22 protein-coding genes are annotated in these 24,678 nt (G+C 39.4%); 14 read left to right on the top strand and 8 right to left on the bottom strand.

Going from position 1 to position 24,678, the window contains the following annotated elements; all coding sequences use genetic code 11:
* Positions 1–16: 16 nt before the first annotated feature.
* From BFP77_RS14790 to BFP77_RS14780, 3 genes are read left to right on the top strand one after another with little or no spacing between them, the layout of a single operon-like run.
* Positions 17–1,069 carry an o-succinylbenzoate synthase gene (locus BFP77_RS14790; protein WP_099574816.1) on the top strand — a complete coding sequence of 351 codons (1,053 nt, stop codon included), beginning with the start codon at positions 17–19 and terminating at the stop codon, positions 1,067–1,069.
* Entirely contained in the window at positions 1,060–2,025 is a 966-nt protein-coding gene (locus tag BFP77_RS14785; protein WP_099574815.1) for a CPBP family intramembrane glutamic endopeptidase, read from the top strand. The genes BFP77_RS14790 and BFP77_RS14785 overlap by 10 nt, the downstream gene beginning before the upstream one ends.
* Entirely contained in the window at positions 2,012–3,097 is a 1,086-nt protein-coding gene (locus BFP77_RS14780; protein ID WP_099574814.1) for an AMP-binding protein, read from the top strand. Before BFP77_RS14785 ends, BFP77_RS14780 begins: the two co-directional genes overlap by 14 nt.
* On the opposite strand, the gene BFP77_RS14775 is transcribed toward BFP77_RS14780, so the two are convergent.
* Entirely contained in the window at positions 3,094–3,840 is a 747-nt protein-coding gene (locus tag BFP77_RS14775) for a DUF4886 domain-containing protein (RefSeq protein ID WP_143751920.1), read from the bottom strand. The genes BFP77_RS14780 and BFP77_RS14775 overlap by 4 nt on opposite strands.
* An 85-nt stretch (positions 3,841–3,925) precedes the next feature.
* Here BFP77_RS14775 and BFP77_RS14770 point away from each other — a divergent pair, with 85 nt between their 5' ends.
* The 6 genes from BFP77_RS14770 (at position 3,926) to BFP77_RS14745 (ending at position 12,188) form a co-directional block, all read left to right on the top strand.
* A complete protein-coding gene (locus BFP77_RS14770; protein WP_099574812.1) occupies positions 3,926–5,272 on the top strand; it encodes a M24 family metallopeptidase in 1,347 nt (448 codons plus the stop codon).
* A 5-nt stretch (positions 5,273–5,277) separates the two neighbouring features.
* On the top strand, positions 5,278–7,461 hold the full coding sequence (locus BFP77_RS14765) for a YfaP family protein (protein ID WP_099574810.1): 2,184 nt from the start codon (positions 5,278–5,280) through the stop codon (positions 7,459–7,461).
* A 66-nt stretch (positions 7,462–7,527) separates the two neighbouring features.
* A complete protein-coding gene (locus BFP77_RS14760; protein ID WP_099574808.1) occupies positions 7,528–9,279 on the top strand; it encodes a carboxypeptidase-like regulatory domain-containing protein in 1,752 nt (583 codons plus the stop codon).
* Positions 9,280–9,288: 9 nt separating this feature from the next.
* Complete coding sequence (locus BFP77_RS14755) at positions 9,289–10,353, top strand: carboxypeptidase-like regulatory domain-containing protein (RefSeq protein ID WP_099574807.1); 1,065 nt, start codon at positions 9,289–9,291, stop codon at positions 10,351–10,353.
* Positions 10,344–11,045, top strand: coding sequence for a DUF2135 domain-containing protein (locus BFP77_RS14750; protein ID WP_099574805.1), 702 nt, complete (start codon positions 10,344–10,346; stop codon positions 11,043–11,045). Before BFP77_RS14755 ends, BFP77_RS14750 begins: the two co-directional genes overlap by 10 nt.
* Before the next feature lie 3 nt (positions 11,046–11,048).
* On the top strand, positions 11,049–12,188 hold the full coding sequence (locus tag BFP77_RS14745; RefSeq protein WP_099574804.1) for a carboxypeptidase-like regulatory domain-containing protein: 1,140 nt from the start codon (positions 11,049–11,051) through the stop codon (positions 12,186–12,188).
* Position 12,189: 1 nt separating this feature from the next.
* On the opposite strand, the gene BFP77_RS14740 is transcribed toward BFP77_RS14745, so the two are convergent.
* Positions 12,190–13,818, bottom strand: coding sequence for an acyl-CoA carboxylase subunit beta (locus BFP77_RS14740; protein WP_099574802.1), 1,629 nt, complete (start codon positions 13,816–13,818; stop codon positions 12,190–12,192).
* Between the two features lie 51 nt (positions 13,819–13,869).
* Between BFP77_RS14740 and BFP77_RS14735 the strand changes: the two genes are divergently transcribed.
* From BFP77_RS14735 to ettA, 3 genes are all read left to right on the top strand, one after another.
* Positions 13,870–14,871, top strand: coding sequence for a Gfo/Idh/MocA family protein (locus BFP77_RS14735; protein WP_257212978.1), 1,002 nt, complete (start codon positions 13,870–13,872; stop codon positions 14,869–14,871).
* Positions 14,872–14,944: 73 nt separating this feature from the next.
* Entirely contained in the window at positions 14,945–15,127 is a 183-nt protein-coding gene (locus BFP77_RS14730) for a CAL67264 family membrane protein (protein ID WP_099574799.1), read from the top strand.
* 132 nt (positions 15,128–15,259) lie between these two features.
* Complete coding sequence (gene ettA / locus BFP77_RS14725; protein WP_099574797.1) at positions 15,260–16,951, top strand: energy-dependent translational throttle protein EttA; 1,692 nt, start codon at positions 15,260–15,262, stop codon at positions 16,949–16,951.
* Between the two features lie 82 nt (positions 16,952–17,033).
* Here the strand turns inward: ettA and BFP77_RS14720 are convergent, their stop codons facing one another.
* Together BFP77_RS14720 and BFP77_RS14715 are read right to left on the bottom strand one after the other, a co-directional pair.
* Positions 17,034–17,828, bottom strand: coding sequence for an MBL fold metallo-hydrolase (locus BFP77_RS14720; RefSeq protein WP_099574796.1), 795 nt, complete (start codon positions 17,826–17,828; stop codon positions 17,034–17,036).
* A 6-nt stretch (positions 17,829–17,834) separates the two neighbouring features.
* Positions 17,835–18,311, bottom strand: a complete 477-nt coding sequence (locus BFP77_RS14715; protein WP_180272367.1) for a GNAT family N-acetyltransferase — start codon at positions 18,309–18,311, stop codon at positions 17,835–17,837.
* A gap of 170 nt (positions 18,312–18,481) precedes the next feature.
* Here BFP77_RS14715 and BFP77_RS14710 point away from each other — a divergent pair, with 170 nt between their 5' ends.
* The gene (locus tag BFP77_RS14710) at positions 18,482–19,369 is read left to right on the top strand and encodes a hypothetical protein (protein WP_099574792.1); all 888 of its coding nucleotides are present in this window, start codon (positions 18,482–18,484) and stop codon (positions 19,367–19,369) included.
* Positions 19,370–19,443: 74 nt separating this feature from the next.
* Here the strand turns inward: BFP77_RS14710 and fumC are convergent, their stop codons facing one another.
* Positions 19,444–20,841 (bottom strand): class II fumarate hydratase, encoded by a 1,398-nt coding sequence (gene fumC, locus BFP77_RS14705; protein WP_099574791.1) that lies wholly within the window; start codon positions 20,839–20,841, stop codon positions 19,444–19,446.
* A gap of 164 nt (positions 20,842–21,005) precedes the next feature.
* Here fumC and BFP77_RS17035 point away from each other — a divergent pair, with 164 nt between their 5' ends.
* Complete coding sequence (locus tag BFP77_RS17035) at positions 21,006–21,179, top strand: hypothetical protein (protein ID WP_099574789.1); 174 nt, start codon at positions 21,006–21,008, stop codon at positions 21,177–21,179.
* Positions 21,180–21,239: 60 nt separating this feature from the next.
* Here the strand turns inward: BFP77_RS17035 and BFP77_RS14695 are convergent, their stop codons facing one another.
* The 3 genes from BFP77_RS14695 to arsC all read right to left on the bottom strand — a co-directional run bounded on the left by BFP77_RS14695 (position 21,240) and on the right by arsC (position 24,675).
* Positions 21,240–23,729 (bottom strand): outer membrane beta-barrel family protein, encoded by a 2,490-nt coding sequence (locus BFP77_RS14695; RefSeq protein WP_099574788.1) that lies wholly within the window; start codon positions 23,727–23,729, stop codon positions 21,240–21,242.
* Between the two features lie 4 nt (positions 23,730–23,733).
* Positions 23,734–24,243 carry a hypothetical protein gene (locus BFP77_RS14690; protein WP_099574786.1) on the bottom strand — a complete coding sequence of 170 codons (510 nt, stop codon included), beginning with the start codon at positions 24,241–24,243 and terminating at the stop codon, positions 23,734–23,736.
* 87 nt (positions 24,244–24,330) lie between these two features.
* Positions 24,331–24,675: an arsenate reductase (glutaredoxin) gene (arsC, locus tag BFP77_RS14685; RefSeq protein ID WP_099574785.1), complete on the bottom strand. Its 345-nt coding sequence runs from the start codon at positions 24,673–24,675 to the stop codon at positions 24,331–24,333.
* Positions 24,676–24,678: the final 3 nt, after the last annotated feature.

Here is a 24,678-nt window from a genome sequence, read left to right as displayed (position 1 = left end):
AATTTATAGGCTTAATATGAAAGCCACTTATAAAAAACACATACTTAATTTTAAACGGCCTAGCGGAACTTCTCGTGGAACCCTAAAGACCAAGGAAACATGGTTCCTTATTTTGAAGGATAGTGGACGGTACGGTATAGGGGAATGTGGTGTATTTAGGGGCTTAAGTTATGATGATGTGCCCAATTACGAGGAAAAGCTAGCCTGGGTGTCTCGGAATATTAATCTCGGGGAACGAGAGTTGATAAAAGAACTGAAACATTTTCCTAGTATTCAGTTTGGTTTGGAACAGGCATTTTTGTCCCTAGCGGCACAAGATTCTTTTAAACTATTTCATACGCCGTTTGTTAACGAGTATAAGCCTATAGCAATAAACGGACTCATCTGGATGGGTGATATCGACTTTATGCACGAACAGATTCAGCGCAAGTTAGAAGAAGGATTCTCTTGCATCAAAATGAAGATAGGAGCGGTTGATTTTAGTAAGGAAATAACATTGTTGCAATCCATTAGAAATCGATTTGATAAAGACGAAATAGAATTACGGGTAGATGCCAATGGTGCATTTTCTTCGGTTGAAGCTTTGGATAAATTGAGAATACTTTCAACCCTTGATCTTCACTCCATTGAACAACCTATCAAAGCAGGACAATGGAATGCACTCAAAGAATTGTGTAGTAAGACACCCTTGCCAATTGCATTGGATGAAGAACTGATAGGAATCGTAGATATTGAAAAAAAGGACGAACTGCTAAGAACGGTACGCCCTCAGTATATTATTCTAAAACCAAGTCTGGTCGGTGGTTTTCAGGGTAGTGAGGAATGGATATCCATTGCGGAAAAATATAAAATCGGTTGGTGGGTTACCAGTGCATTGGAAAGTAATATAGGGTTAAACGCAATTGCACAATGGACCTCCGTTTTAAATAGTAATTTGCCGCAAGGCTTGGGTACAGGGGCGTTATTCACTAATAATATCGATAGTCCTTTGGAGGTAAGAAACGGGAGTTTATACTATAACCCAAAAAAGGTTTGGGATAACAAGTTAATAAAGAATTTATGTACATAGAGCAGGGATATAAGGGTTTAAGTGAAGCATGGAGATACGTGCTCGGTATTATTGCCGTATTTTTTGTTTGGCAAATATTGGGAGGCGTTCCTTTAGTGGTCGCTTTAATTTTAAAGAGCGACTCCCTTGCTGTTTTAGGGAGTGGGGATTTAGGTGTAATGTCCAATATACTCGGTTCCAACACCTTCTTGTTTCTGATGCTACTAACTTTTGCTATTGGGCTAGGAGCATTATTCCTATTCGTAAAATTTGTTCATAAACAATCGTTGACCTCTTTAACTACGGCAAGAAAGAAAATAGATTGGTCTAGAATACTGTTCGCTTTTGGTCTATGGGCTATTATCTCCGTACTTTTTATTTTTCTGGATATGTATTTGGCACCGGAAGACTATGAATATAACTTTCAAATGACACCGTTCCTCATTTTAGCTGTAATTGCTATCGTGATGATTCCCCTGCAAACCAGTATGGAGGAATATTTTATTAGAGGTTATATGTTACAAGGCTTAGGGGTTATGGCTAAAAACAGATGGTTCCCTCTGGTATTTACATCGTTATTATTCGGACTCATGCATATTCTCAATCCTGAGGTCGAAAAATTGGGTTATGGAATTTTAATCTTTTATATAGGTACCGGTTTTTTCTTAGGTATTGTTACGCTAATGGATGACGGGCTAGAGCTCGCAATTGGCTTTCATGCAGCGAATAATTTAACCGCTGCATTACTGGTCACGGCGGACTGGACCGCTTTTCAGACACATTCCGTTTACAGGGATATCTCAGACCCTGTTCTGGGTTGGGACGTTTTGATTCCGGTTTTTGTAGTTTTCCCAATATTATTATTGATTTTTTCTCAGATATACGGATGGTCCAATTGGAAGGAAAAACTTACCGGCAAAGTATTGTCCATGAAAGAGTTCCAAGCTAGAAAAGAAACTGAAGTTGAACAGCGTTAATGTACATCCTGATTTTGCCCTTAACGGTTTGTCCTATACAGAGACGGACCTCACCGAACTGGCCTATAGTTATGTCAAGGAAGGGTCGGAGTTCGAGAAAAAATTGGGTGATTTTTTATTGGACTGGTTACAGCCCTCCCATGAAATTGGTGTCCAGACTTCTGGTTCTACGGGAACACCCAAGCGTATTTCTATTTTGAAGGAACACATGGTCAATTCGGCCATGGCCACAGGAGATTTCTTCGCATTAAAACCAAAGGATACCGTGCTGCATTGTTTACCCATGACCTATATCGCCGGAAAAATGCTAATGGTGCGTGCATTGGTATTAGGACTACATATTGATGTGATTGAACCTAAATCTAGTCCACTTACATCCGATGAAAAAAAATATAGTTTTTCGGCCATGGTACCGCTGCAACTGCGGAAAAGTATCAATTTCATAGATTCTATTGAAAAGTTAATTGTTGGCGGAGCTCCTTTTTCTCAAGATTTAAAAAATCTAGTGCAAGATAAAAGGTGTCAAATTTATGAGACCTATGGTATGACGGAGACTATTACACATATCGCTGCTAGAAAAGTCAATGGAGCCGTTCAGGGCGACTCTCGATTGTCAGCACTTCCTTTTAAGGTGCTACCAAAAGTTAAGATTTCTACAGATCAAAGGAATTGTCTCGTTATTGATGCGCCACATATCTCGGAGGAAACTGTGTATACCAATGATATTGTTGAACTTACTTCAACATCGGAGTTTCTTTGGTTAGGTAGACATGATAATGTGATCAATTCCGGGGGCATAAAATTAATTCCAGAGCAAATAGAATCAGCACTCTCCGCTCTTATTGATAATCGATTCTTTGTCGCCGGTAAACCGGACAAAAAATTAGGTGAGAAATTGGTTTTGATTGTAGAAGGCAAATTGAATCGGGAAGAGGTTCTTATGAAAATAAGGCGTAGCGGTATTCTTGGAAACTATCAAATACCCAAAGAAGTAATTATGGTGGCGAAGTTCAAAGAAACCAAAAATGGTAAGATAATGCGTAATGAGACTGTCAAATTACTTGGCAATTAATGGGCGTCTATAGCTTCCTTTGCCATCTGTTTTAGTAAATCTGCCGTTGCTTCTTCTAGTGAAGCGGTGTAGTTATTTTTAGTGGGATCTTCGTTATATATGGCATAATAAAACATACTTGCCGCTAGAAAAGAACCGGCTATACTTGGATGCACTCCGTCCGGATTATAAAGGTTGATAGTTTCTCCGTTGGCATTCTTAAAATCTCTAAAAGCTACTCCTACCGGAACAACTTTAGCTTTTAAAAGCACACCTGTCTCTTCATAGGTTTCGATAATTTTGGACAACATTTCTGGCTCGTCTTCGTAAGCCCAGGTTAAAAAAAGATAAAGCTGCGTATCATTGTTAGTAATGGCAAACTTAAAGCTCTCCATAGCAACCTTAGCACCAAGCTTGTCGTTGGCCGCTTTAAACGTATTCTCTTGAAGCACTACAATGTCCCATTTTTTTGATTCTAGTATAGAAGTGGTACTGTTGTTTTCTAAATGCTCATCGAGCGTATAGCCATCAAAGGCCGAGCGTTCTATTAATGGTTCGTAAGAGAGGTTTAAGTTGTCTAAAAAACCTTTTAAATAAAAATCCACGCCTTGGTTAAAACGGGTATGACTGTTTTCTATAAAAAGTACGTTCTGTGGTCTAAATGGTATCTCTATGGTGTCTTCTTTCTCGGGTTCGTCCGTACGGTCTTCGGAGCAACTTATCATTAGAAAAAGTAAGGGTATAAGAACCAAAATTTCTTTCATTTTAAAAATGGAATATTTCATCATTTAAAGGTACTTCTATTTTTCTGTACCTAAAAAAAACGTATTTTAAACCAAAAATTTAAAAATGCATAACGTTGTTAAACTTATATTTCTACTCATTGTTTTACAGGTTTCTGGACAACAAATTTTGCCTGAAAACAAACGGGCCATGGTGGTCGATGAAATTTTAGAAAATCGTTTTAATAATTTGCTTCCGCAATTGATGGACGCTTCCGATATTGATATGTGGGTCGTTATTTCTAGGGAATATAATGAAGACCCGGTGATCAAGACCATGCTTCCGGCTACTTGGTTAAACGCAAGGAGAAGAACTATTCTTTTATTTTACAGAGATAAGACCAATAATACCATTGAAAAACTAGCGGTTGCTCGCTATAATGTAGGAAAGAGTATTAAATCCGCTTGGGATAAGGAAAAGGAACCGAACCAGTGGAAGCGGCTCATGCAGTTGATTTCCGAGCGAAATCCTAAGAAAATAGGGCTCAATTTTTCTAAGGATCACAATATTGCAGATGGATTGGATAAGACCGATTATGATGAGTTCATGCAAAATCTTCCCAAGAGCTTTCAAAAAAGTGTTGTTTCTGCCGAGCAATTGGCGGTGAGGTGGATAGAAACCCGAACAGAAAGCGAAATGGTCATTTACAACCAATTGGTAGATATTACCCATGATATTATCGCCGAAGCTTTTTCTGAAAAAGTAATTACCCCAGGGGTAACGACGACCACCGAAGTAGAATGGTGGATGCGTCAAAAAGTAACTGATTTAGGGCTGGAAACCTGGTTTCACCCAACGGTTGATGTACAGCGTTCAAAGGAAGATTTGGTGGGTCACCTCTATTCGTTCTCCGGCCGGCCGGACGATATGGTCATTCTTCCGGGAGATTTGTTGCATTGCGATTTTGGTATTACCTATTTAAGACTCAATACAGATTGTCAGGAATTGGCCTATGTGCTAAAACCAGAGGAAAAAGCTGCGCCTGACTTTTTAATCAATGGATTAAAAGATGGGAATCGTGTGCAAGACTTTTTGACCGGGAACATGGTTGAAGGCAAAACAGGGAACGAAATCTTGGCAAAATCATTAGCTGAGGCAAAAGCCGCAGGTTTAAGACCTTCAATCTATACACATCCTCTTGGTCTATACGGTCATTCTGCAGGAACAACCATTGGTATGTGGGATGCTCAAGGTGGCGTAATGAAGGACGATGGGGAGAACTATCCGCTAAACCCGAATACCGTTTACGCCATAGAACTAAATACCACGATCACTATTCCAGAATGGAACCGGGATATTAGAATTATGTTGGAAGAAGCAGGTTTTTTTGGAGCGAACGGATTTAGATACGTTAATGGTAGACAAAAAGAACTTATGTTAATACCCCGTTTAAAAACGCATCAAGGCAATTAGAAAATATGAAAAGACTAAGTATCCTCGTTATTTTATTGGCAAATCTGCTAGACGCTCAGGGGGTAGAAAACAATACGATTACAATTTGTTGGGACACTTCATTCTCCATGTTGAGCCGAGATATGGAAAAGGAATTTGAAATTTTAGAGAAAATTTTTAAAAAAAATCCCGACCAAACCGTTCAACTCTTGCTTTTTGATATCGCTATAGAGGAGAAGGTTTTTCAGATTAATAACGGGGATTGGAGCGAATTAAAAACTACCTTAACTTCTGTCGTTCCGGATGGCGCAACAGTCTATGAGGGTCTTGCCGCCAAGATTGCGAATAAAACGGTATATTTTTTTACCGATGGTAATGCCTTAGTGCCTGATGAGGTTTTACCCGTAAAAAAGGGTAATTATGTCATCAGTAGCGCTTTGGGCAGGAATGAGGAATTCTTGAAAAAATCTGCTCTAGTAGGTCGTGGAAGATTAATGGATTTTGCAGCCATATTACCGGATAATATAAAAGCCACCGCGGCAGCAAAGGAACTTCCGAATAAAAAAGAAATAACCGGTACAGTTTATATTGACAATGTCCCTACCAACGATATTGAAATTAGAATTATTGGAAGTAACAAGATAATTAAGACAGATAGTAGTGGTAAATTTTCCTTGCCCGCGGTTCCTGGTGATTCTATTCTAATTACCAGCAGGGCAAATAAAACGATGAAAACCGTTCCAATCGGTTACTTTAATAACAGCTTAGATGTTTTCTTAAAAGCCAATGTAACCACATTGGACGAAGTGGTTGTAACGGAACAACGGGTCAATGCAATCTCAGAAGATCTTGTGAATACGGGAAATGGCCTCAAAAGCAAGGAAGAAATCGGTTATGCGGTGCAATCAATCGATTCGGAAGACATAACCCCTATACAGACAGATATTAGACAATCGGTACAAGGAAGGTTTTCTGGGGTCAATCTTGGTCCTGGAGAAGACCTTACCCAAGTCACTATGCGGACAAACGCCACTATATTGGGTAATAATTACGGACTTATTGTTATCGATGGGGTTCCTATGGAGCAGAACGATTCTTCTTTCGGTAGTTCTAGTAATGCTGCATCGAGCTTTGTAAACCCCGACAACGTAGCTGATATCACGGTGCTTAAAGGTTACGCAGCTACCAATAGGTACGGCTCGGCGGGTAACAACGGTGTAATCTTAATAACGACAAAAACCGCATCTTACGGTGGGGGTACTGGTGGAACAAAAAATACGGCCTTGGCTCAAAATAATGTATATGACCCTGAGGCAAAAATCATTATTACCAAATCCGCACTTACCAAAGCTCTGGAGGCGTATACGGATATGGATAAGGCATATGGTAAGTATTTGACCTTACGAAACTTCAATGAGAACAACGATTCTTTTTACCTAGATGCTTTTGAGTTTTTCAAGGATAAGGACCGCAAGTTAGCTGCTAGAGTGATATCTAATCTATGGGAGAAGAATAGTGACAAAGAATCGTACTTAAGCCTTGTAGCCCTGTCCTTACGATATTTGGGAGATTATGATGCCGTACAAATTCTCAATAACCAGCTAAATACCGCGAAGCCAACCGCATTACAACCCTTTTTCACCGAGGCTAAATTACAACTTGAGCAAAAAGAATATCAAGCGGCATTGGACCGCCTCATTACCCTGGCTAATGGGGGTGCTTATGGTACAATGGAAGTAAGCCCCATAAGCAAATCTTTAGAAAGAGAACTCAAGAATTTGATTTTTCAAAAACGAGATGTTTTGGATATAACCAAGGTAGCGGAACCCTATTTTAAGAATACGCAGATGAATATGCGTCTCCTAGTGGAGTGGAGCAATGCTAAAACAGAATTCAACGTTCAATTCGTCAACCCTCAAAACCGTTATTTCAATTGGGAGCATACCAGTGCGGCGAATAGTGGTAGAATTGAAGAGGAAGTAAGTTTAGGTTACGCTATGGAGGAGTTTGAATTGTATGACGATCTAAAAGGCAATTGGAAAATAAATGCGGATTTCCTGGGTAACTTAGACAGGGACAATTCAGAGCCATTGGTTTTGTTGTGTTCCGTTTACTCTAATTTTGGATATCCTTCACAAACAAAGAAATTGGTCTGGCTATATCTAGACGGTCAAAATCCTAAAAAAGAGATTATTGCTTTAAAAATTTAGTTAATCAAATCATAAGATGGCTTAATTCTTGTGGTCTTTTTCTTATCTTAATAAAAAATCGATACCATGAAAAAAGCCGTTGTCCTATTACTCGTCTGTACTGTTAGTGCATTTTCTTTTGCACAGGAAAAATTGAACACTATAAAAGGAGTGGTCACTTATCTCGATACACCTCTTATTAATGCTGAAATAAAAGTCTCCGGTTCAGAGGAAGCTACCAAAACGGATATGGAAGGCAGGTATACCATTAATGCCAGACCAGGACAATTAGTTTCCTATGCCTATCCCAGCATGCGTACTTTAGAAATAGTTGTTGAAGATGTGACGCGTATTTTAAATATTGAATTGACTCCGGAAGTAAATCAATTGGATGAAGTGGTCGTCGAAAAAACGGTGTTGAAATCTCAGAAACAATTGAGAGCGGAATATGCCACCAATAAAAATCTTATAAACACCGCCTTTGGTATCTTGGATAAGGATGTTACCAGTTTTGCCGTGCGCATTGCAGAAGGCAGGGATTTAAATCCTATTGGTTTGGACATAGCTACAGTTATTCAATATCGATTCCCAGGGGTTAGAGTAGAAAGAAATGGTCTAGATTTTTTAAATCCTACCATTTACTTACGAGGAGGTGCTCTTGGATTTTTTCCAGCGATTTATGATGTTGATGGATTGATTATTACAGATTTCCCTAATTTTCTACAAATAGAAAATATAGAACGGATTGCTGTAATCAGCGGTCTAGGGGCCGTTACAAAATATGGAGGAGCAGCAAATGGAGGTGTCATAGTCATTAACACCAAAGGAGCTAACTATTTCCCAGAGCCTGGTACGGATAAGCCATATGACCTGGCAAGACTTCGGAACAATAAATTTAATGGGGATGTACTGACTAGCGAGGATTTAAAAAAAGATAGACCTATCTACCTTACTAAATTAATGGATAGTAAAAGCGAGGCCGAGGCCATCGCCACATACAATGAACAGATAAAGGTGTACAGAAGTTCATATTTCTATATTTTGGACGCTTACGACCATTTTTCTAATAGATGGAAAAATACTGATTTTGCAGACGGTATTATTGAAAACAACAAACAAGTCATTTATGATAATCCCCTAGCTTTAAAAGCGCTAGCGTATACCTATCAAGCAGAAGGTAGACTTAAAGAAGCCAACGAAGTATATAAAGAAGTTTTTCGTCTTAGACCCAATTACGCGCAGAGTTATATGGATTTGGCCAATAGTTATCGCGAGATTGGAGAAAACCAAAGAGCTGCGGCAATTTATGCTAGATATGGTTACTTGTTGGAAGAAGGCTTCTTAAGAGCTGAGGGAGATTTAGGTATTATCATGGATAGGGAATTGAACAATCTTATAGCTTTAAAAGGTAGAGAATTGCTATCAAGAAGAGAACTAAAGAATTTGGTCTTGGACGATGAGTTCGACGGTACGCGCCTGGTATTCGAGTGGAACGATAGTGAGGTGGAGTTTGAACTACAGTTCGTGAATCCCGAGGGGAACTATTTTAAGTCGGAACATTCGTTGCTGGCCGATGCAAATCGCATCAAAGATGAAAAGATATCCGGTTTCTCCAGTGAGGAATACCTTATAGACGACAGTGTAAAAGGAGTGTGGAAAGTAAATGCCAAATACTTCGGCAACAAAAGCCTCACCCCAACGTATCTGAAAGCAACTATTTACCATAACTTCGGTAGTGCATCGCAACGTAAGGAGACCAAGGTATTCAAACTAAGCCTAAGGAACGTGAACCAGCAATTGTTTACGGTCTCTAATATGTCCACCGTGGTGGGTAATTAAAGCCTGAATATGTATAGATTCACTGTCATGTTATGGCTGTTTACCTCTATTGTATGGGGTCAACAAAATGAAATCACCGTTACGGGTAAGGTTACGAACGGTATGACCCCGATGGAGGATGTTAATATCACTGTATCAAATTCGAAAAATGGAACCAAGACCGATGCTAACGGTTATTACAGCTTAAATGTAAAAGAAGGTGCTTTACTTCGCTATAGTTATGTTGGCTTTGAAACTGCGGAAATACTTGCCGAGGATGTTAGTAGAACATTAAATATTGTAATGGTGCCAGAAGTAAATGAACTGGATAATGTTACGGTGACTAAGACCCTACCACGTAAAACTCAAAAAGAACTCTTTCAAGAATACAATACCAATCCTAATCTTATCAAAACCATGTTCGGGATTTTGGATAAGGATGTTGTGGGCTATTCTATGCGAACCGTTGATGAGAAAGAAATTAAAATTGTTTATCCCGATTTATCCTTCCTAATCAATAATCGATTTGCAGGAGTAGCGTCGAGGTGCAATCCTGTAACGGATCTTTTGGAGACAACCATGAGGAAAGTTACTTCTTTAGGAAATGCAGGAGGAGGAGGTTCAATTTATGAAGTGGATGGAACGGTATTTGAAAGCTTGCCGTGTGCAATGGTCGATATTTCTAATATAAAGAGAATTGCAGTTATCCCTTCGTTTTCCGGTTTAACTAAATATGGGACCATGGCTAAGGGAGGTATTGTCATCATCAACACTAAAACGGGTAATTTCTCGCCCGGTACTAATGGTATTGAAAATTATGATCAAGCAAAACTTCGAAACAATATTTACTCAAACGACGCCCTGGCATTCGATACCTCCTCGAACGAGCCGGAATATCTGAGGCAATTAAGGAGTAGTGTAACCGAAGAGGAGCGAAGAAAATTTATAGGGAACGATCGGCACAATACGGTAAATCCTACCACTTTGTTTTGGATGCCTATCAGTATTTTTCAAAGGAACTTGGGAACGGTGAATTCGCTTATGGTATCATCGAAGAACATAAAGAGCTATTCGCCTCAGACCCTATGGCTTTAAAAGCCCTGGCTTACCTTTACCAAGAGAAAGGAAGCTTTAAGAAAGCCAGTGAGCTTTACAAGGAACTTTTTATACTTCGTGCCAATTACGCGCAGAGTTATATGGATTTGGCCAACAGTTATCGCGAGATTGGAGAAAACCAAAGAGCTGCGGCAATGTACGCCAGATACGGTTATCTGTTGCAAGAGGGTTTCCTGAGGGCGGAGGACGACCAGAACATTATCATGGAACGCGAGCTGAACAATCTTATCGCTTTAAAGGGAAAAGATTTGTTGCGTAAAAAAGAACTGAAGAACCTTGTGTTGGACGACGAGTTCAACGGCACGCGATTGGTATTCGAATGGAACGATAGTGAGGCGGAGTTCGAGCTACAGTTCGTAAACCCAGAGGAAAATTATTTCAAATCGGAACATTCGCTCTTTGCCGATGCAGAAGGCTTAAAGAACAAGAAGATATCCGGTTTCTCAAGTGAAGAATATCTTATAGATGAAAGTATTAAAGGGGTATGGAAAGTAAACGCTAAATATTTTGGAAACAAAAGTTTAACACCTACTTATTTGAAAGCAACTATCTACCACAACTACGGTAGTGCGTCACAGCGTAAAGAAACTAAAGTCTTTAAGTTGAGTCTGAAAAACGTAAACCAGCAATTGTTCACGGTTTCGAATGCGCTTTCAATTGTTTCAAATTAAATTATGCGGAAAATATTATTTATAATTTTAGTCGCCCTTTCCTGCTTACCGATGTATGCACAACAAGATTATAAGGGTCGTGTACTAGACGCTAAGACTAAGGAGTCTGTACCTTATGTCAATATTGGTATTGTCAATAGAGGTGTCGGGACCGTTAGTGATGAAGAGGGTCTATTTCATTTAGAATTGAACAAAGAGGAATATAGCCTTAGGGATTCCTTGCAATTTTCTTCAATCGGTTATAAAACATTTAAACAAGCGGTAAAAGATTTACAGTTCGCTTATGATGAATACCCTGAAATAGTACTGCAGCCAGAAATAGTAAAACTTAATGAGATTGTAGTAACCAATAAGGGCGCTTATGAGATTCAGGAAATTATTGGCTATCAAAATACTGGTGAGAAAATTTATGGCTATTGGAAGGATAATATTGCTTTAGGCGGAGAACTGGCCACAAAAATAAAAGTAAAAAAAGGTCTCAGAAAACTAGAGGACCTGGTTTTTGAAGTTGCCTCCAATGCCTCGGATAGTCTTCTTGTACGCATTAATATTTATGATGAAGACGGTTTTAAGAGTTTTCCGGGCACTAACCTGAATACTTCTGGTAAGAGTATTTTTCATACAATAGGCAAAAACGCGAGGGTATCTAAGGTAGATTTATCGCCTTATGATATCTATGTTAAGAACGATTTTATTCTGAGTTTGGAACTATTAAAAATATATGGAGCCAAAAAAGTGAGCTTGGTGCTCATGGCAGCTCCTAATAAGTATACACACTCTTATAGAAAATACGCGAGTCTGGCGGCGTGGGAAAAATTAGAAAAATCAGCTATGGCGTATCAATTGAATTCTACCTATTATTCCGATAAGCCCGCCCGTAATTTCAAAGCTCTGGTCGCTAAAGGAAAGAAAGCGACGAACTTGAATATTTCAGGCTTTGTTTTCTTTGCGGGGCGTGGGGTTTCAGGTGCAACTATTACCAATGAAATGAACGGTGAATCTACCGTAGCCAATACGCAAGGTAGATATGTCCTAAAGGCCCAAAAAGGGGATTTAGTTACCTTTAAAGCAGCGGATATGAAAACCAAACTGATTAAAATTCTAGATAGAACCAGGGTCAATGTCAATTTAGAAAGTGAATAGTTTATACCTGTAAAACGCCCATGTTAAAAGCCTTTTCAATCGGCGCATGATTGGCAGCTTCTATACCCATTGAAATCCATTTTCTAGTATCAAGTGGGTCTATGATGGCATCGGTCCATAAACGGGCCGCAGCGTAATAGGGAGATACTTGCCGGTCATAGCGTTTTTTAATTTTATCGAACAGTTCTTTTTCTTTGGCTTCGGTTATCGTTTCACCCTTCTTCTTCAAGGAAGCTTTTTCAATCTGTAAAAGTACTTTTGCCGCAGAATTTCCGCTCATGACCGCTAACTCCGCACTTGGCCATGCGACGATAAATCTGGGGTCATAGGCTTTTCCGCACATGGCGTAATTCCCTGCGCCGTAGCTGTTGCCAATAACGATGGTGAATTTAGGCACCACGGAATTACTGACCGCGTTCACCATTTTTGCTCCATCTTTTATGATTCCGCCATGTTCACTCTTACTCCCCACCATGAATCCGGTTACGTCCTGTAAAAATACCAGTGGAATCTTTTTTTGGTTACAATTGGCTATAAAGCGTGTTGCTTTATCTGCGGAGTCCGAATAGATGACTCCTCCAAATTGCATTTCTCCTTTTTTGGTCTTGACCACCTTTCGTTGATTGGCGACAATACCTACTGCCCAACCATCAATCCGGGCATAGCCCGTTAGGATGCTCTGTCCGTAACCATCCTTATACGCCTCAAATTCCGAATCGTCCACCAGCCGTTCTATTATGTCCATCATGTCATATTGCTCGGATCTAGAACCCGGTAATATGCCGTAAATATCCTTTGGGTCTTTCTTAGGTGCTGCCGTCTCCTTGCGGTTAAATCCTGCCTTGGTCGCATCACCTATTTTATCCATTATGTTTTTAATGGTATCAAGTGCTGCCCCATCATCTTTTGCCTTATAATCCGTAACACCGCTGATTTCGCAATGTGTGGTAGCACCTCCTAAGGTTTCATTGTCTATACTTTCCCCAATAGCAGCTTTTACCAAATAACTTCCCGCTAAAAAGATGCTACCGGTTTTATCTACGATTAGAGCCTCATCGCTCATAATGGGCAAATAGGCACCACCCGCCACACAACTACCCATGACGGCAGAAATCTGCGTGATTCCCATGCTGCTCATGATAGCATTATTGCGGAAGATGCGTCCAAAATGTTCTTTATCCGGAAAAATCTCATCCTGCATAGGCAGGTAAACCCCTGCGCTGTCCACCAAGTAAATGATCGGTAATTTATTTTCAATGGCAATTTTCTGGGCCCGTAAGTTCTTTTTGGCGGTTATGGGAAACCAGGCTCCTGCCTTAACCGTAGCATCGTTTGCAACTACCAAGCATTGTTTTCCCGAAACATGACCCATCTTTATAACAACCCCACCAGATGGACATCCCCCGTGTTCTTCGTACATGCCATCACCTACGAATGCCCCTATTTCTATACTTTGGGATGTATCGTCCAATAAATAATCGATACGCTCGCGAGCGGTCATTTTCCCTTGCTTGTGTTGCTTCTCAATTCTGGCTTTACCACCTCCTAAAGCAACCTCGGCTAGTTTTTTTCGAAGCTCGGAAAGCATCAATTTATTTACGTCTTCGTTTTTATTGAACTTAATATCCATTCCAGTAGTTTCAATTTATAGGTTAAAGATAAGCAGGAAAATTGAGTACATTTGGATAAACTTCAAACACCTTTTAGAATGATACGATGGGGAATTGTAGGAGCCGGTAATATTGCTCACACCTTTGCTAAGGATATGGCTTTGGTGAAGGATAATGCCATTACTGCGGTAGCATCCAGAGATGTAACAAAAGCACAGGAATTTGCTGCTCATTATAACGCTCCACACGCTTTTGGAAGCTATGAAGACCTTTTTAAAAGTGATACTGTAGATGTGGTTTACATCGCTACGCCACACACATCGCACGCAGCACTGAGTATTATGGCGATGGATTATAAAAAACATGTACTCTGCGAAAAGCCTTTAGGCATAAATGGTGCAGAGGTAGCAGGTATGCTCGAAAAAGCTAAGGGGAATAAGGTTTTTTTAATGGAAGCCTTATGGACCCGATTTAATCCTACCATTAAAAAGGTAAAGGAACTTGTTGAAAATGGTGAAATAGGTGCCCTCGGTTATTTAAAGGCCGATTTTGCCTTCTATGGATTGGATAGGGATGAGAAGGGAAGAATTTTAAATCCGGCTTTGGCAGGGGGCTCTATATTGGATATCGGAATCTATCCTATTTTTCTGGCTTATCTCCTATTAGGAATGCCAGATAATATTACGGCAAAATCAAATTTTCATAAAACCGGGGTTGAAGTTCAGACTTCCATGATTTTCGAATATGAGCAAGCACAGGCCATACTTTATAGCGGTTTATCTTCTAATTCGGAGATGAAGGCGGAGATAGCCGGCAGCAAAGGGTCTATCTATATAAAACCTAGATGGCATGAAACTTCTGGATATATCGTACAAAAAGGGCAAGAAACGACGGATGTTGAGGTTGGTAAAGTTGGCAAGGGATACTCTTATGAAATTCAAGAGGTACAGCGTTGTCTGGAAGCAGGTTTATTACAAAGTGAACTTTGGAGCCATAAGAATAGTACCGATTTGTGTGCGCTTTTAGATACGGTAAGGAACAAAGCCGGTGTAAGATTCCCATTTGAAGGGTAAAACCTGTCTAAAAAATCTTGTATTATTTTTTAAATTCACGATATTTGGAGTTACCACAAACCAAAATGAGCATATGAGCATGAATAAGAATACAGTATTGGCATGGGCAACTTGGATTATGATAGGAGTTGGGCTTGGACTTATTGCCTTAGGGGCCTTTAGATATGATGATGTTGCCGGATGGGGTTTTGCCTCTGTAGGCGTAGGTTTTTTTGCCATTGCTTGGGTATTCAATGCACTGAAGGGTAGGGTTTAAAATTTACCATAGCGTTTAAATCTAAGGAATAATAGTCCTTACTTAATCCGCTGATCTTATATAAAATACGTGCGATACTTTCGAACGTTCACCAATTGTTCAATTACATCTAACATTTAATATTAAAAATTTATGTCTGACGATAAGAAGGTCATTTTTTCTATGTCCGGTTTAACCAAAACCTACAAGAATGCGAATACGCCTGTTCTAAAGAACATTTATTTAAGCTTCTTCTACGGAGCAAAAATTGGTATTTTGGGCCTGAACGGTTCAGGTAAATCCACCTTGCTCAAGATAATCGCGGGAGTCGATAAAAATTTTCAAGGTGATGTAGTTTTCTCTCCTGGGTATAATGTAGGTTACTTAGAACAGGAGCCGGAGTTGGACGAAAATAAAACGGTTCTTGAGATTGTTAAAGAAGGTGTCTCGGAAACCGTGGCCATTTTAGATGAATATAACAAAATCAATGACATGTTTGGGCTTCCAGAAGTTTATGAAGATGCGGATAAGATGCAGCAACTTATGGATAAACAAGCTTTGTTGCAAGATAAGATAGACGCCTCCAACGCTTGGGAGTTAGATACCAAGCTAGAAATCGCGATGGATGCCTTAAGAACACCTGATTCAGATAAGAAAATAGGAGTGCTGTCCGGTGGGGAACGCAGAAGGGTTGCCCTATGTAGATTACTGCTTCAAGAGCCGGAGATTTTACTTTTAGATGAGCCTACGAACCATTTAGATGCTGAATCCGTACATTGGTTAGAACATCATTTGGCCCAATATAAAGGCACGGTAATCGCCGTAACGCATGATAGGTACTTCTTGGATAACGTTGCCGGTTGGATATTGGAGTTAGACAGGGGAGAAGGCATTCCTTGGAAAGGGAATTATTCTTCTTGGCTAGACCAGAAATCGAAACGCTTGGCCCAAGAAAGTAAAACGGCCTCTAAAAGACAGAAGACTTTAGAGCGAGAGCTGGAGTGGGTAAGGCAAGGAGCAAAAGGAAGACAGACCAAACAAAAGGCACGTTTGAAGAATTATGACAAGTTAATGAGCCAAGATCAAAAGCAGCTGGACGAAAAGCTGGAAATATATATTCCCAACGGTCCTAGACTAGGTACAAACGTTATCGAGGCCAAAGGTGTGAGCAAGGCATATGACGACAAGTTGCTTTATGAGGATTTAGCTTTCAACTTACCACAAGCGGGTATAGTAGGTATTATTGGTCCTAATGGTGCTGGTAAAACGACCATATTTAGAATGATAATGGGAGAAGAAACACCCGATAAGGGAGAGTTCATCGTAGGTGATACCGCTAAAATTGCCTACGTAGACCAAAGTCACGCTAACATAGATCCTGAAAAAACCATTTGGCAAAATTTCAGTGATGAACAAGAGCTCGTAATGATGGGGGGCAGACAAGTTAACTCCAGAGCGTATTTAAGTAGATTCAATTTTTCAGGAAGTGAGCAGAACAAAAAGGTAAGTATGCTTTCCGGTGGAGAGCGCAACCGATTGCACCTGGCCATGACCTTAAAAGAAGAGGGTAATGTTTTACTTTTAGATGAACCAACGAACGATCTGGACGTAAATACCTTACGAGCCCTAGAAGAGGGGTTAGAAAACTTCGCTGGTTGTGCTGTGGTGATATCTCACGATAGATGGTTTTTAGACAGGATTTGTACGCATATATTGGCTTTTGAGGGTGATTCGCAAGTTTATTTCTTTGAGGGTTCTTTCTCTGATTACGAAGAAAACAGAAAGAAACGCTTAGGGGCGGATATTATGCCCAAGCGAATTAAATACAAAAAGCTGATTCGATAGTAGTCGCTGCTGATGTCAATACTGAAAAAAGATCCTGAATTTCTTAGGAGCTTTTTTCAGTATTATATGTGTTACCTATACTTTAGTAATCCTCATTGGGATACCAATCTAGCTGAACTACCTCAATGTCCTGATTTCCATCATTGACGATTTTTTTGAATTTTGCTACATCACTCACATCAGGTCTTCCTCTGTAATGGTAAGGATACACTTGTTTTGGCTCAAACTCGAGCACTGCATTCGCAGCACTTTCTTCGGTCATGGTATAGGGGAGGTTCATACAGATGAAAGCCTTATCTATATTTTCTAAGGCTCTCATTTCCGGAATATCCTCGGTATCTCCTGAAAAATAAAGACTTTCGCCTCCCTTTGTTAAGACATAACCGTTACCTCTGCCTTTTTCATGGAACTTCAAGGCTTCTTCTCGCAAATTGTACATCGGTATTGCCTTGATGCTAATGTCAAAACGTTCTTTTGTATCACCGTTATTTAGAATATCCAGTTGTGGTACAAATTCATCAGACATTTTATCAGCTACAGCCTGTGGTACAACAATTTTGGACTTCATGGTATTGAGTCCTTGTAAAGTTTCTAAGTTAAAGTGATCGCCGTGAATGTCCGTTATCAATATGAGATCGGGGTCTTTTTGAGATGAAAAGGCTTCAGCACCTCCCACGGGATCAATGTAGATAACAATATCGTCCCACTCTAGAACAGTCGTAGCATGGGCGATAGGTATTATTTTTAAGTCTGAATTCTCCGTCACAGCCTCATTACTGGGTAATGTTTCAGTTTGCGCTATCTTGGTTTTGTTCGTTTCTTTACAGCCTAATATTAGCACTGATAGTAGTACTAGACTGACGCTAATCTTTTTCATTATTCGTTATTTTTCAATTACGGGAATCAAATTTAATTCCATTTTTATATCACTTCTTGCGTAAGGTAAATCTTTTTCCAGTGCAACGGTTTTAAATCCATATTTTCTATAAATATAAAGCGCACTCGGTAATTTAGTGCTAGAGTAGAGAATGATTTTTTCCCAATTCCGTTGTTTTGCAAAGTCTATGGCAAAAGTGAGTAATTGTTGTCCTATTCCTTCTCCTTGATTTTCCTTGGACACGGCCATTTTGCCAAGTTCAAAAATTTTAGCTGAGATGGGAATAAGCGAAAAGCAACCCACAGGACGGTTTTCTATTAGGGCAACGAAAATATGCCCTCCCTTATCAATAATGTGCTCTTGGCAATGCTCCAATAACATCCTGTCCTTTGGCTCTACATAAAAATATTCCTTGAGCCACGCCATATTCAAGTCTCTGAAAGCCGTAGCATACTCACTTTGAAATGGGACTATGTTAACCATGATAATATATTGATAGGTTCAATTGATTTAACAAAGTTAAGTTATGTAATTAAAGCCGTTTCAATTAATTAACACTTTCAACATCTAAAAAACTGTTCTACTCGTATATAATAATGATATAATTAAAAATATTTATTGAAAATCAACTAAGATTAATTAAATAGTACATTATGACTGAAACAAAAAATAACAATGGATTAAAGGTATTAGCGGCATTACTTGGTGTTGTGCTTTTAGGTACCATTATTTACACAGTAAGTCTTTATCAAGATAAAAAGAAGACTGAAACTGTTCTTACTAAAGAAAAAGCACTGGTAGTAGAAGATTTGAATAGTTTAAAATCTGAATATGATAAGGCTATTTTAGAGAGCAATGCTACTAATGAGGAATTGGTAAGTGCCAGAGATAATATTGCAAAATATATTGATTCTGTAAAAACGATGAAAGCCGATATTTCTTCTTTAGCAAGATATAGAAGACAAGTGGGTGTTCTTAAAGCGGAAAGAGAGCAATTATTAAAGCAAGTAGATTCGTTAACACGTTCTAACAGCATGATCGCCATGCAGAGAGATAGTACTTACGTGGAGTTAGAGAAGCAAACGGTCTTCAATGATTCTCTTGTAGTTCAAAATACACAATTAGCAGATGTTGTAGAGAAGGGTTCCGCTTTGAATCTTTCAAAAATAAACGTTGATGCCGTTAAGGAGCGTAACAGCGGTAAACTAGTCTCTACTTCAAGAGCTAAAGTTACAGATAAGTTTAAAATCTGTTTTACAGTTGCTGATAACGTTATAGCACAAGCAGGGGACAGAGAGTTCTATATTGAGACATTAGATCCTCAAGGAAACGTTTTAGGAGAGAGTTTTTCTAAGACCAATGATAACGGTGCTTCAATAACCTATAGCAAGGGAACTGGTTTCTACTACGAGAACAAGTCCTTGGATATCTGTGATTATATCAATAAGCCGGCAGGTGATTTTCAAAAAGGACAATACATGGTAAATGTATATGACGACAAGTTGAAATTACTGGGAACTTCTCAGTTTACCTTAAAGTAGGAACACTATCCATTTTATAAGAAAAGGGCAATCCATCATGGATTGCCCTTTTTGTTTTATGGCAAAATACGACCCTATTTTAAACTACCTACCATAGCTTCGGGCTTTACCCATTCATCATAATCTTCAGCACTTACGTAGCCTAAATTAATAGCTTCTTCTTTTAGAGTAGTTCCATTCTTATGCGCTGTATTGGCTATTTCCGCCGCTTTATAGTATCCAATTTTAGTATTTAACGCGGTCACCAACATCAAGGAGTTGTTCAATAATTCTTTGATTACGGAATGATTCGGGGCTATACCCGCAGCACAGTTTTCTTCAAAGCTAACGCAAGCATCTCCTATTAACTGAGCGGACTGTAAAATGTTAGCGGCCATCATCGGCTTGAAAACATTTAATTCATAATGTCCTTGTGTACCTCCAACACCTATGGCTACATCGTTACCCATTACTTGTGCACAGACCATGGTCAGGGCCTCACATTGCGTAGGGTTCACCTTTCCGGGCATGATGGAACTGCCGGGTTCATTGGCCGGGATAATTATTTCTCCGATACCCGATCTTGGCCCCGAGGCCATCATGCGAATATCGTTCGCTATCTTATTCAATGAAACTGCTAATTGTTTAAGCGCCCCATGACTTTCAACAATAGCATCATGCGCTGCTAGTGCCTCAAATTTATTCTTGGCCGTTACAAATGGAAGACCGGAGAATTCAGCAATATATTTTGCCACCAGGACATCATAACCCTTTGGCGTATTGAGTCCAGTTCCTACCGCAGTTCCGCCCAGTGCTAATTCACTTAAGTGGCCTAAGGTGTTTTTTAAGGCCACTAGACCGTGATCTAGCTGAGAAACATAACCGGAAAATTCCTGACCAAGGGTTAGGGGAGTGGCATCCATAAGATGCGTTCTTCCGATTTTTACAACGGACTTGAATGTTTCACTCTTTTCCTGTAAGGTGTCTCGTAATTTGGTAACTCCAGGAATCGTTACTTCCACAATTTTCTTGTAGGCGGCAATATGCATGCCCGTAGGGAAGGTATCATTAGAGGATTGCGATTTATTGACATCATCGTTGGGTTGTATGGTTTTTTCGCCTTCACCAATTTTATGGCCGGCTATCTCATGTGCCCTATTTGCAATAACCTCGTTTATGTTCATATTACTCTGTGTTCCAGAGCCAGTTTGCCAAATGACCAATGGAAACTGGTCATCATGCTTACCTGCCAATATTTCATCACATACTTGGGCTATTAAATTGCGTTTGGATTCGGTTAAAACGCCAAGTTTACAATTGGTATAAGCCGCAGCTTTCTTTAAATAGGCAAAACCGTACACAATGTCCAAGGGCATAGAAGCTACGGGCCCAATCTTAAAATTATTTCTAGAGCGCTCTGTTTGGGCACCCCAATACTTATCATTTGGAACTTTTACTTGTCCCATGGTATCTTTTTCAATTCTATATTCCATACTGTACTTTTTTCAATTACAAAGTTAAGGTATACGATAAAAGCTAAAAATAAAGGATTAAATTAATTAGAACCTATTTTTTATCCTCAAGACAAATTAATTTCATTTATAGTTTGCAAAAAATAATAGGTTTATGGTATCTTTGTGATATATATAATATTGATATGTTCGAATTTGACCAATATTTAGGATTTTTAGCATTTTTAACCATACTTACTATCGGGTTTTGGTTAATGATATTTTTATTACTCTTTGCAGTGCCTTATTGGCTGGGAGGTAATATTATAGAACTTTTGAAAGAGAAACGTGACGCCAAACGAGCCAAGCGTGACGCATAAAAAAAGAAGCCTTATTGGCTTCTTTTTCATTTTAGATACTTATAGGCTTCACGTTAGCTCTTATTCTTCAAAATCATCATCGTCGTTTCCTCGATTTCCTCCGCGCTCGGGTTTCTTATTCTGGTTTATACGGTACACAAAGGAAAGCGTAATTTGACGCTCTCTCCATTGAAACTCACTTTCCGAGGTAAAAAACGGGGTTACCGTAGATGAAATTCTTTTCCTTGAATTTAATAGGTCGCTCACATTTAACGCGAGCGTACCTTTATCCTTTAGAATATCCTTACTAAAAGCTAAATTCAATGTAAATATACCTTCATTTTCAGTTTGTGCATTGTTGGTAGGTCCACGGTAAAAGGCGTTGGTCTGCCAATCTATTTTACCGGGTAAGGTTGCTTTTGAACTAAATCTAGAGAACCAACTTGTGTTTGTTGCCCCAAAATCAACACCGTTGAATTCTCCTTCCGAATTAAACTGAAAGAAATTAAAACTACCGTTTAACCGAAGCCATTTAGCCGGATTGTACAACAATCCCAATTCCGCACCCACACGCTCGTTGGTTGCTAGGTTAATAGGGATAGAGCGGATAACTACAATACCGTCTGATGTCACTTGTCCCGTTTCTTCCTGTACACGTTCAAAAGAATTTGTTTCTTTTTGGTAATAGATAGATGAGGTTAAAGTTAATTTTTCCCATCGTTTCAAGTATCCAAGATCAAATGCATTTGCAAATGCAGGGTCCAAATCCGGATTACCTTGAAAAATATTGGTCCGGCTAGATTGTGAGGGGAACGGATTAATAAAGCGTCCTCTAGGCCTGTTGATTCTCCTATTGTAACCTAAGGTTAAATTCTCGTTTTCTGCTAGCTCATAAATAAGGTTTAGAGTAGGGAAAAGGCCCAAGTAATTCTTATCAAAATTAATATCTATTCCTTCGCCTACTATCTCTTGCAAACTTTCGACGTCCGCACCTACAATTTCTCCTTGAAGTCGGGTGTTTTCCAATCTAAGTCCGGCCAAATAAGAAAAAGCCCCTAACTTATCTCCATATTGTGTGTAAAAAGAATTCACGTTCTGGTTAAATACAAAGCGGTTGACGAGGCCTGCATTGGGGATAAAAACGCCAGAACCTAAATCGAGTTCTTCTTCCAAATAAAAATCGGTATCCGATTGTTCCCAATTACCTCGGTATCCTGCTTCAAATTGTGCATCTCCCATAGGGAGCACATAATCTACCTGCACCAAATATTCATTTTGCACCTCTAATTCTTCTATATTCAGGTTTGCGATGGGCGCGGTACTGGGAAAGATTTGATTTTCTGTAATCGGTGTTGGTTTAAATTCTTCGTCATAGGAAAGCTGTAAGTCTACGGTAAGCTTGTGTCCCTCGGTATTAAAATCATTATTATAATTCAAGGAGAATTGTGCGCTCTTCTCTTCTTCTTGCTCGTCCTCCACACGTAACGCAATACGGTTAATTTCGCCCGCTACGAATCCTGTTGCAATATTTTCAGTGATATCTTCTCCATCGTTAGTTCTAGCGAAGGCGCTTGCGGTAATCGATGAGGTTTCCGTTAAAAAATACTCGACACCTAAATTTAGATTAAAACCGCTGTTTATTCTGTTGATATCTCGCTCTTCTATAATCCTATCAAACTCACTTGCATCGCTAAAGTAAGTGTTGTCGGCAAAACCATTTCCTGGTGGTTCACGATAGGAATATCCTAAGGTAGTAAAGAGATTGTATTTTTCTTTTCTTAAGTTAAGATTAGCAGTAAGTGAAGCTGCTGCGGGAAAACCTACAATGGTGTTAATTGTGCCGTTTACACCACGGGTTTTTTCTTTTTTCAAAACGATATTCAAAATACCTGCAGTACCTTCTGCATCGTACCGTGCTGACGGACTGGTAATAACCTCTACTTTTTCTATTGCATCTGCGGGGAGTTGACGGAGCGCATCTGTTGATCCAAAACCTGCCAAAGCCGAAGGCCTTCCATTTATAAGTATGCGCACATTACCGTTACCCCTTAAAGCCACAGCTCCATCAACATCTACGGTCACGGAAGGTATATTGTCCAATGCATCACTTATGGTGGCACCACTGTTGGTGAGGTCTTTACCAACATTATATACTTTTTTATCTAACCTAACTTCTACGGTAGTTTTTTCAGCGACAATTTCTACCCCTTCTAATTGTGCGGCAGAAACTTGAAGCTTTACAGTACCGATATCAGTATTCTTCGTGATTTCCTGATTAGCGCTTTTATAGGTTTTATACCCTATATATTCAATACTTAAGTTATATTTCCCAGGGGGTGTTTTTACATTAAATATACCATTTATGTCGGTGATTCCTCCTGTTATTTTGTCGGGATTTCTAATGCTTTGCAGTACAAAGGTGGCGTATTCTAAAGGTTGGCTTGTTTCTTGATCTATAACTTTTCCTGTTATTGTTATAGGGCTGGGTCGCTGCCCTTTATTCCCTCCTTGTCTTTGACCGTTAATACTAGTAATACATAATAGAAGGAGTAACAGGAAAATGTTTTTCATAAGGTTAACTTTTGTCTTTTTTGCGTTTCTTTTTTTTCTTTTTATTATTCTTTATGGTCTTGGCCACGCCATTCTTTTGGAGTTCAACGAAGGCTTCGTATTTCTCCGCAGGTAATCCTGCCCTTAACTCTTCATCTTGTCGCTCCGTTATACTTTCATAAACCTCCTTCATTTTCTCTGGAGGTAATTTCAAAATTTGAGCTTCAATACGTTCTTGCACGTATTTCTTTAAAACCGAACTCAGAACCGCCGTTTCAAATTCGTTAAGCTGCAGAGCTTCCGTGATGGATGGCATGGTGCCGTCCACGATTTGTTCCGCTGTTTGAGGCTCCTCTTTTTTTGGAGCTTCTTGGGCTTGTGGAATAGTACTGCGCTGTCTCCCATAGCCGTAGGCTCCCCTGCCACCAAAACCTTGTTGGCCGCGACCGAACTGAGCAAAACTTTCAGAACCAATAAGCAGCAAAACTGCTAAAAGCGATATTCTTGCAAAACTTGATTTCAATAAAATTTTCATGATGTTAGATTATAATGCGATATGTTGGTTTAACCGTAATTGGTTAATTCTTTGTTAATATGTTTAAAAATGAACATTCTCCCCAATTTAGGCAAGAAAATCTTCAATATTCGATAGTGGTCTACCGATTACCGCAGTTCCGTTACTAATGACTATAGGTCTCTCAATAAGCTTAGGATGTGCAATCATGGCATCTAAGACTTCTTCGTCAGAAAGTAATCTATTTCTATAGTTCTCTTTCCAAACCGCTTCGTTTTTCCGCACAAGACTTTCTGGTTTTATCCCTAGGCAATTTATAACTTCCCGTAATTCTTCTTTAGAAGGAATGTTCTCTAAATATTTTACTACTTCAAACTCCTTGCCAGATTTTTCGACCGCGGCCAATCCTTCCCTAGATTTTCTACATCTAGGATTGTGATATATTTTAATCATAAT

The sequence above is a fragment of the Maribacter sp. 4U21 genome, from assembly GCF_002742365.1.
Lineage (GTDB): Bacteria > Bacteroidota > Bacteroidia > Flavobacteriales > Flavobacteriaceae > Maribacter.
This window is presented reverse-complemented; position numbering and strand designations above follow the sequence as displayed.

Excerpts from the sequence above, each read along its gene's own strand:
- BFP77_RS14790 (WP_099574816.1), top strand. The coding sequence starts at position 17 with ATGAAAGCCACTTATAAAAAACACATACTTAATTTTAAACGGCCTAGC.
- BFP77_RS14785 (WP_099574815.1), top strand. The coding sequence starts at position 1,060 with ATGTACATAGAGCAGGGATATAAGGGTTTAAGTGAAGCATGGAGATAC.
- BFP77_RS14775 (WP_143751920.1), bottom strand. The coding sequence starts at position 3,840 with ATGAAAGAAATTTTGGTTCTTATACCCTTACTTTTTCTAATGATAAGT.
- BFP77_RS14770 (WP_099574812.1), top strand. The coding sequence starts at position 3,926 with ATGCATAACGTTGTTAAACTTATATTTCTACTCATTGTTTTACAGGTT.
- BFP77_RS14765 (WP_099574810.1), top strand. The coding sequence starts at position 5,278 with ATGAAAAGACTAAGTATCCTCGTTATTTTATTGGCAAATCTGCTAGAC.
- BFP77_RS14760 (WP_099574808.1), top strand. The coding sequence starts at position 7,528 with ATGAAAAAAGCCGTTGTCCTATTACTCGTCTGTACTGTTAGTGCATTT.
- BFP77_RS14755 (WP_099574807.1), top strand. The coding sequence starts at position 9,289 with ATGTATAGATTCACTGTCATGTTATGGCTGTTTACCTCTATTGTATGG.
- BFP77_RS14750 (WP_099574805.1), top strand. The coding sequence starts at position 10,344 with ATGGCTTTAAAAGCCCTGGCTTACCTTTACCAAGAGAAAGGAAGCTTT.
- BFP77_RS14745 (WP_099574804.1), top strand. The coding sequence starts at position 11,049 with ATGCGGAAAATATTATTTATAATTTTAGTCGCCCTTTCCTGCTTACCG.
- BFP77_RS14740 (WP_099574802.1), bottom strand. The coding sequence starts at position 13,818 with ATGGATATTAAGTTCAATAAAAACGAAGACGTAAATAAATTGATGCTT.
- BFP77_RS14730 (WP_099574799.1), top strand. The coding sequence starts at position 14,945 with ATGAGCATGAATAAGAATACAGTATTGGCATGGGCAACTTGGATTATG.
- ettA (WP_099574797.1), top strand. The coding sequence starts at position 15,260 with ATGTCTGACGATAAGAAGGTCATTTTTTCTATGTCCGGTTTAACCAAA.
- BFP77_RS14720 (WP_099574796.1), bottom strand. The coding sequence starts at position 17,828 with ATGAAAAAGATTAGCGTCAGTCTAGTACTACTATCAGTGCTAATATTA.
- BFP77_RS14715 (WP_180272367.1), bottom strand. The coding sequence starts at position 18,311 with ATGGTTAACATAGTCCCATTTCAAAGTGAGTATGCTACGGCTTTCAGA.
- BFP77_RS14710 (WP_099574792.1), top strand. The coding sequence starts at position 18,482 with ATGACTGAAACAAAAAATAACAATGGATTAAAGGTATTAGCGGCATTA.
- fumC (WP_099574791.1), bottom strand. The coding sequence starts at position 20,841 with ATGGAATATAGAATTGAAAAAGATACCATGGGACAAGTAAAAGTTCCA.
- BFP77_RS17035 (WP_099574789.1), top strand. The coding sequence starts at position 21,006 with ATGTTCGAATTTGACCAATATTTAGGATTTTTAGCATTTTTAACCATA.
- BFP77_RS14695 (WP_099574788.1), bottom strand. The coding sequence starts at position 23,729 with ATGAAAAACATTTTCCTGTTACTCCTTCTATTATGTATTACTAGTATT.
- BFP77_RS14690 (WP_099574786.1), bottom strand. The coding sequence starts at position 24,243 with ATGAAAATTTTATTGAAATCAAGTTTTGCAAGAATATCGCTTTTAGCA.
- arsC (WP_099574785.1), bottom strand. The coding sequence starts at position 24,675 with ATGATTAAAATATATCACAATCCTAGATGTAGAAAATCTAGGGAAGGA.